Here is an 11,503-nt window from a genome sequence, read left to right as displayed (position 1 = left end):
TCGTCCGGAAAGGTAATAGTTTTGCCGAAAATTTTACGAGGATCATCAAAGAAAAACGAATATGAGAAAGCTGTATTTGATCGGAATTATAATGTTAAGCACCGTTTTTACGAAACTGGCGGCACAGGATACCTTATTGGATCCTGTAACGGTGACTTCTTCGCTTATTGAAAAAAGAAGTTCAGAAACCGGGAGAAATATTACGATTATAAAAGGCGAAACGATCGCGAAATTACCCGTTCATTCATTAGACGAGCTGTTGAAATACATTCCTGGTGTGGAAGCCCAAATGCGCGGCCCGCAGGGATCACAGGCCGATATTTCGATACGCGGGGGCACTTTTCAGCAGGTATTGGTGATACTGGACGGGTTACGGATGAATGATCCCAATACCGGGCATTTTACCGGCTATATTCCCATCAGCCCCGCGGAAATAGAACGGATAGAAATATTAAAAGGCGCCTCCTCGGCGGTTTATGGCTCGGATGCGGTGGGCGGCGTTATCAATGTGATCACAAAAGCGTTCAGCAATAAAATGCAGCCGGAGCATATGCAGGTAGCCGGGCAGGTGGCTGCGGGTGAGTATGGTTTGCTCAATGCGAACGCGGGCGGCTATTATCAAAATGACCGCGTAACTATAGATGCCGGCTTCATCTCCAATAACTCATCAGGGGTATTGCAGCGGGGCGCCAGGGGCTATTTTCATAACACTGCGGCATCGGTGGGGGCCGCGATCCACTTAAACCCATACTGGAGCCTGTCGTTAAGGACCGCCTATGACAAGCGGGATTTTGCTGCACAGAATTTTTACACCACTTATGCATCAGATACCGCCTCAGAAAAAATAAGCTCCTGGTGGAACCAGGCGCGGCTGCAGTATCAAAAAGGCAATACGCAGGTGAGTCTGGATGCAGGATATAAAAGCCTCGAAGATCAATACGCGTACAATTCTTCTGCCATTCCTAACGACAATAAATCGCATCTGTTTCAGGCACAGGCAACCTTGCAGCAGCATTTTACCGAACATACGCAGCTTATAGCAGGGTTTAATACGCAAAACAGGGATATTCGCTCCAATGACAGGGGGAATCATACCATAAATACGGCGGCGCCATTTGTTTCCCTTGTTCAAAAATTTGGCGAACATTTTATGCTGAACCCCTCATTGCGGGCAGAGTTCTATGGCGCATTGGCTCCGGAGTGGGTACCGCAACTGACGACCTCGTATAAAATTAAAAACCTTCAGTTTCGTGCCAGCGGTGGTAAAACGATCCGGAATGCAGACTTTACCGAACTCTATAATAATTATAACAAGACCCTGGTAACGAGCGGCAGCATTGGAAATCCCGGGTTGGTTGCAGAAAAGTCCTGGACCTATGAAGCGGGGATGGATTGGTTTTATCAATCGAAGCTGAAAGTTTCCACCTCCTTTTTTCAACGCTTTCATTCGAAGCTGATCGACTGGGTAACGACGCCTTATGCTGATATGCCGCGGAAAGATAACCTGCAGGCAGGAAGTGTTTACGCATTTGCAAAAAATGTGGCAGAAGTGAATACCACCGGCTGGGAAACAGACCTTACTTATACGCAGGCCTTCGCTGAGGGGCATTCCCTGTTGTTTAACGGTGGTTTTGTATGGATGTACAGCAGCAGCAGCGAAACGAACCCTTCGTTTTACATTTTATCCCATGCCCGGTTTCTGGCGAATGCCGCGGCGGTCTATGAAGCAGGACCGGTTTCAATAAGTTTTACCGGCATTTATAAAGTGCGGAACCCACAGCAGGCATCTGCGATTGATGCCGTCATTACGAAAGATTATTTTTTATTAAATGGAAGAGCTACTTACCGGATTATCGGGAAAACGCTTGCGGCTTTTGTACAGGTGGATAATATTTTTAACCGGACCTATAGCGACCTGCTGGGTGCGCCAATGCCGGGGAGATGGGTGCAGGGGGGACTGAGTTTTCGTTGGAGTAAGGACAAATAATCATTTGTCCTTACTATCCTCCTTACCATATTGATCGCAGGCCTTCCGGATCGTTTCTTCCAACGGCCGGTATTGAAAACCGGGCAATGTCTTTACCAGTTTTGATCCGTCGAACGAGGTAGCACTGTTGGCGACTTTTGCGCTTTCTTTGGTTATTAAAGGTTTATGGCCGCTGAAGCGCGATTTAAGTCCTTCTATCCGCCAGGCGATAGATGATAAAAAGGGTGTGGCCTCTTTGCCGGGTCTTTTTTTGCCAAAAGCATCGGCCATGGTATCCAGCAGTTTTCTAAAACGCCAGTTATCATTACAAACGATAAAGCGTTCTTCGGTAAGATCCGATGCTGCAAGCAGTACAGCGGCTTTGGCAACATCTTCCACATCGGCGAAGCCATTGATGCCATTGGTGTACCAGCCAAATTCCCTGTAAGCATTTTTAAATATAGCGCAACTGCCGTCGCTCCAGTTGCCGTAACCCAGTATGGTAGCGGGGTTCAGCACCACGCCCTCTAATCCTTCCGCAAATCCGCGCCAGGCTTCCAGCTCTGCCCTGAATTTGCTGATGGCATAATGCGTATTGTTTTTGCTGTCTTCCCATTTCGCGGTTTCGTCAACGGTGCTGCTGTTCTTTTTTCTTCCCAAAGCAGCTACCGAGCTGATGTAAACCAGGCGCCGCACCCCTGTTTGCAGCGCGGCATTCACTACATTGGCAGTGCCTTCAATATTTACATGGTACATGTTATTCCGGCCCTTTTTTGAAAAGGAGACAATAGCTGCAGCATGAATAACGGTGTCAATACCCTGTAGGGCGGCTTCCAGCGCCATGATATCCAGGATATCGCCTTCCACCCATTCTACCTGGTTCAGGATATCCGGATCTATAAACGCAGGCATTTTTGAGGTGCTGCGTTTAACAGCCCGCACGGCTGCACCCTGCTGCACCAGTTCTTTCAAAATATAGGCGCCCAGAAAACCGGTACCACCAGTAACCAGAATGTTTGATTTATGATCTATGATTTATGATTTATGATTGACGAAAATAAAATATTCTTTGCTTTTACAACTACATTGATATTAAAATGGCAGGCGCTGTTCTTTTGTTGAAGGTAGCTGCTTCTTTTTATAGCGGGTATCATTTTCGCGTAGCGTGGATCAGGTATTGGATTCCCGGTCAATAATATCTCCCGGCTTACAGTCCAGCGCGCTGCAAATGGCATCCAGCGTATCAAAACGCACGCCTTTTGCTTTACCTGTTTTTAAGATAGACAGGTTTACAATGGTGATGCCCACTTTTTGTGATAATTCGGTAAGCGACATTTTTCGCTTCGCCAGCATTACGTCCAGGTTGATGATAATAGACATAGTTAGATAATTGATTCACTATCGGTTTTCAATTCACCTGCATAACGCAGCAGGTCCGCCAGCAAAAAAACGCACAATATTAAAAACCAGGCAATGGGCGATGCAAACAGGGTCTGCGCCAGTACATCAATAGCAAATTTTCCGCTGGTAAGCTCATCTGTAAGGGGTGTGTTCCGGTAAATATACAGGTTGCGCCCGGTGGTAGTAATCGCATCCAGGACTACGATCAATACGCTTAACCAGCCAATCCGTTTAATAGACCGGAAATAGCGGTCGCTCCATTTAATGCCATTCGAAACATTTTTCAAAATCCGGAAGAGCAGCCAGGCCATCCAAAAGATAATGGCTGCCTTGACAAAGTCGAGAATATTTAGGGGCAGTATTATTTGCCGGTAGCTTTCTATAACCGGCATGTCCGAAGAACGCGCATTAATGATCACCGTAACCAGGTTCACCAAAACCGAAAGTATTAAGATTATAAAAGCAATAACGGAGCTTTCGTGCACTTTAAAACGTTGTTTCATGATTTGTTCCTTTAGAAGACAAAACTAGTATAAATTTAAAATAAAACAAAAAATATTTATCGTTTTATTTTAAAATTTTATTTTTTAAATCGCGTAAGGAATTAGCTCCAATCGTTTTTATTGTTTTTTGCCTCGCTGAGGGCTTCGCCGTTGCAGCGACATCCTTTTGCGAGGCCCTGGCAGGCAGTGCGGCGCAAAAGATGCAGGCCCGTAGGGTACGTCATAAAAATCAGATCAATCCTTTCCGTTTCATGCCCGCCCAGCCGGCCAGTTGCAGGAATGCGATGATGATTAATATGGGAACCAGGCTTTTGAAAATATCGCCGATCGTTCCGCCTTCAAGGAATAAACCATAAAAAGCTTCCAGGCACCAATAAAGTGGTGATATATGCATGATACCCTGGAAGGAAGCGGGCATAGCAAAAGCGGGAACCAGTAATCCGCCAATGGCAGCAAATAATACGATGCTGATCGCGCCAATACCATTGCTTTGCTCCTGCGTGTTGGCAAAAGTGCCAATACAAATGGCAAAGCTGGTGGCGCACCAGCCGCAAAGAAAAGTGACGAGCAACAGCCCGAATTTATCTGAAGGGATATTTAAGGCTGGCAGGCCAATAACCGGGAACAGCCAGCGCCCCAGGCTAAAAATTACGGCAGCCTGCAGCAGGGTTATCAGCAGATAGGTAAGCTGTTTGGAAATGATGGAAAGGCCCATTGAGGTAGGCATGGTTTTCAACCGCAAAAAACTGCCGCTGGTTTTTTCGCGCACCAGGCTGCTTCCTAAAGAGATCACAATAAAGAACATGGCAAACAGGGTCCATGCCGGTATGTTATGCTGGGTGGCATTGGGCACGGGAAGCGTGTTGTCTTTTGAAACCGGCAGTTGGTTTACCGGTGTTTCATTGGTGAGGATCTGTTGTTCCAGCGTTTGCGGGATGGTGGGCTCATTATTGATACTGCTGTATAACGAACGAACAATGTATTTGCTTTGCACGATCTGCAACACGCTGTTCAACGCACCGTCCACACCCTGACGGAATGATTTTTGTAAAACCGGATGATAGTAGAGCAACAGGGGGCTAACGGTTATTTTAGCATTGTTGACACTGCTGTCTGCTATGGCAATGGATTTCAGGGCTTCGCCCGAAACACGCTCTGCCTTGGCCAGCACGTCGTGCGTATATTGCGGTGGAATAATCATGCCCAGCAACGCCTCCTTGCTTTCCATTTGTTTTTTCAGTTGAACTGCTGAAGCGTTGAAGGGTAGCTTTTTCAACGTAAACATGCCTCCTTTTTCAAGCGACGTTATTAATTGCCTGGAAGCCTCCCCGGTATCCTTGTTTAAAAGCAGCAGCGGGATCTTTTTGTTATTGACCAGTTCATAAGTGCTGTTTTGTACTGAGGCAATAATGATCGCCAGCACAATGGGCATCCCGAACATAAGGGCCAGGCCCACTTTATCTCTTATTAAAATGCGGCCATCTTTTTTTATACTTGCCCAAAGTCGATACATGTTTATGGTTTGAGGTTTATTGTTTATGGGTGAAACCAAAACAACAAACGATAAACGACAAATTATTCGGCACTATCGGCAAATATTTCTTTTTTGCCTGTAACGCTCAATAGGCAGCAAATGTAACCTTTTACCCAAATTTGGTGATAAGATAAAAGCGCCGGCGTAATTTATGCAGTATCCGGATTCATACATATAGTAATTATAACCTATATTCGCGGCTTGTTGACTTAATGTAAAAAATCTTAAATGCAATACTTTTTACATTATTTTTATATTAAATTAATTATTTGACGCCGCAGTCAAGCTAACGAATATTTTTGATAATTGCTTATGAATCAATCTAAAAAAAACCCTTTATTAGTAACTTTATTACTTCTTTCTCTGATCTTTGGAATAGGCACAACGTATATAAATTATAACAACTATATATGGCATTTTCCTGCCAGCCTGTTTTTATATATGCTATACCTGGCCAGTTGTTTGGCAACCGTATTTTTTTCGTTTCGAGCAAAAATTTACCTGAAAACATTTAACGCAAAGCAAAATTTGTTTATCGGGTTAATGCTTTTGATGTTTTTAGGAGGTTGGGTGTTGGTAAAGCAAGACTGGCCGTATGCGCTTTTTCTGTATGCGTCTGTTTGCTTCCTTATTTCGGGGCTTTTAATTTTAAGATCGGCTCCAGCAATTGGGAAAGTTTTATTTATTGGCGCTTTTATTATCAGTATTATCAATGTAGCACCTATTTTTTTCTTTATTTCAGAGAAAAGTTTTATTACAAAGGACCTGATTGCAACATTATTTATATCGAACCGGAATGAAGCGGGGGAGTATATGGCATCCCGGTTAAATTATTGGCACACAATAGCTGTTTTCATTTTTATTATTACCGTTGTTTTTCTCTTTCGTCTTAATAAAAAAAATGCGCTTTCCAAACTGCCTCTATCCGTATGGGCACTGTTTTTTATTTCATTTTTTACACTTAGTCTTTCCGGCCCCATCGGAGCTTTAACGTTTGGTTATATCTCTAATGTCTCCCAGACTAAAAAGTTAACCCAGATGATCAAGGAGCGTTCCCAGCGGTTACAGGAATATAAATTTGCGGTGCATCCCGATTCTACTGCTGCTAAAAAAATTGTGGTCATTGTTGGGGAATCCCTTAACCGGAATTATATGGGATTGTACGGTTATGCAAAGCCTACAACGCCTAATTTATCAGCGCTATTGCAGGATTCAACATCATCTTACCGGTTATTTAAGTTTGAAAATGTTGTTTCTCCGGAGGTGAGTACGGTGCCTTCCCTAAAGAAGGTCTTAACGAATGTCAGCCAGAGAAATCCCATACCATTTGAAAACGCGCTTACTATTGTGGATTATTTTAATAGCGCGGGATACAAAACGCACTGGATCTCTAATCAGGTTCAATTGGGAGAGTCCTCTACCCCCATCACGGTGATATCGACAACTGCCAGTCAAATTTATTTTAGCGGGTTGGAGGATAGCACCGAAAATGGGAAAAGCCCGATAGGGACAAAATATGATGAAACCTTGTTGGCCCCGTTTGAAAAATATATAGCTGCAGATTCAACCGGAAAAGAGGTTTATTTCGTGCATTTGATGGGCAACCATTGGAACTATGACGATCGTTATCCGCCCAAATTTAATTTTTTCAAGGAAAGGGAGAAGGATGATGTTAGTTTATACCTGAACTCTGTATTGTATAACGATTGGGTGGTGTCCAGAATTATGGAGATCGCAAAGGAACACGGCGCTGATGCCGTGATCTACTTTTCAGATCACAGCGAAATTCTTGCCACCGGGCATAATCTGGAAAAATTTGAACCTGAAATGGTTGAAATTCCTTTTATGGTCTATGTCTCTGAAAATTATCTGCATAAAAATAAAGGCCTTGAAAACAGGTTAATTGCGAATCAAAACACACCAGCCATGAATGACAATTTTTTCCATTTTATTCAGGATTTCACTGGTGTTAAAAGCACATTGTATGATACAACAGCAAGTTTTATTTCTCCTCAATATATCAGAAAGAAGCGAATTGTAAATAACAATTCCTATAACTACGATAAGTAAACTTACCGGAGTTATTCTTTTCTGTTTGGTGCTTTTCTAAGTCGTGAAGCTAGAAATAGGTTGGCGTTTCAAAAAATGGTCCGGGCGGTCAATACCTGCTTCAAAAAATACCGGGCCCGTGTAACTTACTCAACGCTCCAGCTAATATTCCCGTCTTTTTCGTCTTTTAATAAGATACCAATCCTTGCCAGTTGGTTGCGTATCTTGTCTGAGGTAACAAAATCCTTTCGGCTGCGCGCTTCCCTGCGGATCTCGATCAATAGCTGCATCACATCCTTTAGCTTTTCATTATCGGCTTCGTGGATCGATTGCAGCCCGAGGATGTCTTCAATATACAAATGCAGTTGTGTCTGCAGTGCTTCAAAGGTTGCTTTTGAAAGGCTGTTCTGTGGAATGAGCTTATCCTTAAGGCTGTTGATAACGGGCGCCAGTTCAAACAGGTTGGCGAGAACTTTCGCCGTATTGAAATCATCGCTCATAAATTCATCCATCCCCGCCAGCAGCTTTTGCACGCGGGCATCCAGTTCAGGGTCCGCGGCAGTGTCTGTGAACGCATCGCTTCTTTCATCCAGCTTTGCCAGGTTCTCATACGCTTCCCAAAGGCGTTTTAACCCTTTTTCAGATGCCTGCAGCGCTTCATTACTAAAATCAAGCGTACTGCGGTAGTGGCTTTGTAAGATGAAAAAGCGCACCACCATTGGATGGTAAGCCTGGCTTAACAAAGGATGATCACCGCTGAACAATTCGGTTAATTTAATAACATTATTGTAGCTCTTGCCCATCTTGCGGCCGTTGATGGTGATCATATTATTGTGCATCCAGTAGTTTACCGGTGCGGTATGATTGCAAATGGTGCTTTGTGCGATCTCGCTTTCATGATGCGGGAACTGCAGATCCATTCCGCCGCCATGAATGTCAAAACGGGCGCCTAAATATTTGGTGGCCATGGCAGAGCATTCGATATGCCAGCCCGGGAACCCTTCGCCCCAGGGGCTTTGCCAGCGCATGATATGTTTGGGCGGCGCGGCCTTCCACAACGCAAAATCTGCGCCGTCCTTTTTTTCCTCCTGGCCTTCGAGGTCTCTTGTCGATTCCAGTAACTCTTCTATTTTCCGTCCGCTCAACTTTCCATAGTCGTGGCTTGCGGCATATTTGTTTACATCAAAATAAACAGAACCATTGGATTCATAGGCATAGCCGGCTGCTATGATCTGTTTGATCATTTCGATCTGCTCCACAATATGCCCCGTGGCGGTAGGCTCTATAGAAGGAGGAATCGTATTAAACAGGTTCATGGCCCAGTGAAACAGGTTGGTATATTTTTGTACCAGTTCCATGGGTTCCAGTTTTTCCAATACCGCTTTGCTGGAAATTTTATCCTCCGCCTCGCGCCCTTCTTCTTCAAAATGTCCGGCATCGGTAATATTGCGTACGTACCGTACTTTATAGCCCAGGTGCTGCAGGTACCGGAATACCACATCAAACGTAACATAGGGGCGGGCATGGCCCAGGTGGCTTTCTCCGCTTACGGTAGGCCCGCAAACATACATTCCTACATACCCCGGGGTAATCGGTTCAAACACTTCTTTTTGTCTGGAATAGGAATTATATATTTTTAAAACACTCATATACTACAGAACTAAATTAAACTCAGGCTGCAAAAATAATGGATATTGATCTATCAATGTCGTTTCCTTAAACTTGGAATCCCGGGGAATGTAGAATAAGGAATATTGAATAAGAAATGTAAAAGTAGATTGGGTTTCAGCAATGAAAATTATTAATCAATAGAGAGATCTTTTCTCATTGCTTATATCAGACATCAGAGATCAGACGCCCTCAGTTAAGACTCAAATACCGGACAAGTCAATCTTCCGGCTGTAATTTTAAATCGCAAACCACCATATAGTGATCCGAATAATTGGTAGTGACGCGCCTGATCTGGTCGATAGCAAAATTATGATCAGCAAAGACATAATCGATCCGCAAGGTAGGCGAAAGGGAATTATACGTACGCCCAATGCCAAACCCCTTGTTCAGGTAGGCGTCCTGCATGCTCCCGCGAATTGTATGATACGTGTATGAATTGGGAACGTCGTTTAAATCGCCGCAGAAGATGGTAGGGCTGGGGCTGTTTTTTAAAATATCGCTGATCATATCCGCCTGGATGCTCCGGTGCTGTATGGCCGTACGCAGCTTGGTAAAAATATAAAAAGCATTGCCGATAATATTGCCTTTCGCTTTTTTCAGTGCCTCTATTTTTGAAATATCTTCTTTACGAAACTGGTTAGACTGCAAATGGGTGGTATAGATCCGGAAGTGTTGTTTGTTTTTTTTGATGTCGACAAATAGCAGGGCCTCCGGAAGTGTTGGCCGCGGGTAGCGGACGATGCCCGTATCTGCAATGGGAAACCGGCTGAAAATGATGCTGCCGTTAAAAAGCCGGTCCCCCTCCCAGTCGTGCGAATAATAGTAATAGGGATACCCCAGGCCCTTACTTATTGCCACGATATTATTATACCAATCGGGGTTTATAGAAGAACTGAATTCCTGGAAGCATAAAATATCCGCGTTAACCGACCGGATCTGGTCCAGCATCTTGTAGCGCGTTTGGCTGCCTTTATTATTATTAATGACCATCTCTACAAACCGGGCAACATTCCAGGTAGCAATGCGAATGTGACCGGCTTTTTTTTCCTGCCGGAATGTTTTTTCTAGATGGAAGGCGAAAAAATTAGTAATGGCGCCCCCGCCAATGAGGATGGCCATCCCTGAAATAAGTGCCCACCTTCTTTTAACAAAAAGCCACCACCCCAGGAAAAAGAGAACAAATAATAATAAAAACGGGAAACCAAGATTAAAAATATAGAGGATTGGCCAATCGCTTGGATTAATATACGCCGCCACACAAGCCAACAGGAAAAAAAACACCACCAAAATATTGATGATGAGTAAAACCTTATTGCTGACTTTTGCAAAAATGCCCATGGCAAAACCCTTTCAGGATGAAAGATAGCTAAGTCTGAACAAACTTAGGTTAAGTTATAGGGAAAATACGGATCGTTAAAAGGTTTAGCTGCCTTTGAGGTCTTCCCGGCTGGCGCGTTGTAAAAACTCCTTTTCTTCCTGCGTAAGCTTCTCGTAACCGCCTTTTTGATTCATCTTATCCAAAATAATATCCAGTCGTTGCTGTGTGAATTTTGCTGTTTTGGTAAAAGGCTCGCCGGTTGTTTTATAAAAGTACGTGTCTTTTATTTTTTTGGGAGAAAGGGTTTTTTCAGGGTTAAATAAATTGAAAAACCAATCGTAAAGGCGATTCATCCACTCGCTGCCATCGTATCCTTTTCGCAACAAAAAAATGAACAGGAAGCCCGTGAGTGCCGCTGTGATCTGCGAAAAATAAAGCGCAGGCGCTCCTGCAGGAGTGGTGGCTATATCAATAACGCCATAAATGAGTGTAATGATCCAGAGAGAAATACCCCCGTTTAACATGGGAAACAACTTGTAATTGGGCGAGATGGTTGTTGCCGCAACGGCAATCGCCAGTATACAGGCACCACAACCGTAATAGTAAGGGAGCGTATGTGTTTCGGGATGCATTGCTTTTGACACCAGCACATAAGCCATGCCGGAAAAAAAAGCAGCATATAAAAACAGCGGCACCAGTTTTTTATTTCCGGTGATGTCAATAAAGATGAATCCAAAGCACCAAAGCCAAAGCATATTGGCGATCAGTTCCCATACATTTACCTGCGCGAATGCGTATGTTAAAAACGTCCAGGGTTTTACAATGGCGGTTCCGGCGTTTGGAGCAAGCGCTGTATAGTTCAGAATATGCTCATTGAAATAACCCATTACATCCCCGCCTTCGGGAAATTTGAGATAGATCAGCGCTTTAAAAAACGCCAGCACAACAAAGAAGATCATGCTGATGGCAATCAAAATGACCAGTGGATTTACACGCGTACCGAACGACAACCGGCTATCATAATTTCTGTCAGAAATGCCCATAACTAAATTACCAACAAA

General features: G+C 44.0%; 9 protein-coding genes. 2 read left to right on the top strand and 7 right to left on the bottom strand.

Annotated elements, in window-relative coordinates:
- The first annotated feature begins 61 nt into the window (after positions 1 to 61).
- Entirely contained in the window at positions 62 to 1,987 is a 1,926-nt protein-coding gene (locus NIASO_RS13890; protein ID WP_008586791.1) for a TonB-dependent receptor plug domain-containing protein, read from the top strand.
- Here NIASO_RS13890 and NIASO_RS13885 read toward each other — a convergent pair whose 3' ends face one another.
- The 4 genes from NIASO_RS13885 to NIASO_RS13870 all read right to left on the bottom strand — a co-directional run bounded on the left by NIASO_RS13885 (position 1,988) and on the right by NIASO_RS13870 (position 5,383).
- Entirely contained in the window at positions 1,988 to 2,977 is a 990-nt protein-coding gene (locus NIASO_RS13885; protein WP_262491848.1) for an SDR family NAD(P)-dependent oxidoreductase, read from the bottom strand.
- A gap of 159 nt (positions 2,978 to 3,136) precedes the next feature.
- Positions 3,137 to 3,346: a helix-turn-helix domain-containing protein gene (locus NIASO_RS13880; protein ID WP_008586788.1), complete on the bottom strand. Its 210-nt coding sequence runs from the start codon at positions 3,344 to 3,346 to the stop codon at positions 3,137 to 3,139.
- Positions 3,347 to 3,348: 2 nt separating this feature from the next.
- Positions 3,349 to 3,870 (bottom strand): DUF2975 domain-containing protein, encoded by a 522-nt coding sequence (locus tag NIASO_RS13875; protein ID WP_008586786.1) that lies wholly within the window; start codon positions 3,868 to 3,870, stop codon positions 3,349 to 3,351.
- Positions 3,871 to 4,099: 229 nt separating this feature from the next.
- On the bottom strand, positions 4,100 to 5,383 hold the full coding sequence (locus tag NIASO_RS13870) for an ABC transporter permease (RefSeq protein WP_008586784.1): 1,284 nt from the start codon (positions 5,381 to 5,383) through the stop codon (positions 4,100 to 4,102).
- 333 nt (positions 5,384 to 5,716) lie between these two features.
- Between NIASO_RS13870 and NIASO_RS13865 the strand changes: the two genes are divergently transcribed.
- On the top strand, positions 5,717 to 7,474 hold the full coding sequence (locus tag NIASO_RS13865) for a sulfatase-like hydrolase/transferase (RefSeq protein WP_008586782.1): 1,758 nt from the start codon (positions 5,717 to 5,719) through the stop codon (positions 7,472 to 7,474).
- 125 nt (positions 7,475 to 7,599) lie between these two features.
- Here the strand turns inward: NIASO_RS13865 and cysS are convergent, their stop codons facing one another.
- The 3 genes from cysS to NIASO_RS13850 form a co-directional block, all read right to left on the bottom strand.
- On the bottom strand, positions 7,600 to 9,102 hold the full coding sequence (gene cysS / locus NIASO_RS13860) for a cysteine--tRNA ligase (RefSeq protein ID WP_008586780.1): 1,503 nt from the start codon (positions 9,100 to 9,102) through the stop codon (positions 7,600 to 7,602).
- 238 nt (positions 9,103 to 9,340) lie between these two features.
- A complete protein-coding gene (locus NIASO_RS13855) occupies positions 9,341 to 10,462 on the bottom strand; it encodes an endonuclease/exonuclease/phosphatase family protein (RefSeq protein WP_008586778.1) in 1,122 nt (373 codons plus the stop codon).
- An 84-nt stretch (positions 10,463 to 10,546) separates the two neighbouring features.
- Complete coding sequence (locus tag NIASO_RS13850) at positions 10,547 to 11,485, bottom strand: rhomboid family intramembrane serine protease (protein WP_008586776.1); 939 nt, start codon at positions 11,483 to 11,485, stop codon at positions 10,547 to 10,549.
- Positions 11,486 to 11,503 lie beyond the last annotated feature (18 nt).

It is taken from the genome of Niabella soli DSM 19437 (assembly GCF_000243115.2).
Classification (GTDB): Bacteria; Bacteroidota; Bacteroidia; order Chitinophagales; family Chitinophagaceae; genus Niabella; species Niabella soli.
This window is presented reverse-complemented; position numbering and strand designations above follow the sequence as displayed.

Excerpts from the sequence above, each read along its gene's own strand:
- NIASO_RS13875 (WP_008586786.1), bottom strand. The coding sequence starts at position 3,870 with ATGAAACAACGTTTTAAAGTGCACGAAAGCTCCGTTATTGCTTTTATA.
- NIASO_RS13865 (WP_008586782.1), top strand. The coding sequence starts at position 5,717 with ATGAATCAATCTAAAAAAAACCCTTTATTAGTAACTTTATTACTTCTT.
- NIASO_RS13880 (WP_008586788.1), bottom strand. The coding sequence starts at position 3,346 with ATGTCTATTATCATCAACCTGGACGTAATGCTGGCGAAGCGAAAAATG.
- NIASO_RS13870 (WP_008586784.1), bottom strand. The coding sequence starts at position 5,383 with ATGTATCGACTTTGGGCAAGTATAAAAAAAGATGGCCGCATTTTAATA.
- NIASO_RS13850 (WP_008586776.1), bottom strand. The coding sequence starts at position 11,485 with ATGGGCATTTCTGACAGAAATTATGATAGCCGGTTGTCGTTCGGTACG.
- NIASO_RS13855 (WP_008586778.1), bottom strand. The coding sequence starts at position 10,462 with ATGGGCATTTTTGCAAAAGTCAGCAATAAGGTTTTACTCATCATCAAT.
- cysS (WP_008586780.1), bottom strand. The coding sequence starts at position 9,102 with ATGAGTGTTTTAAAAATATATAATTCCTATTCCAGACAAAAAGAAGTG.
- NIASO_RS13890 (WP_008586791.1), top strand. The coding sequence starts at position 62 with ATGAGAAAGCTGTATTTGATCGGAATTATAATGTTAAGCACCGTTTTT.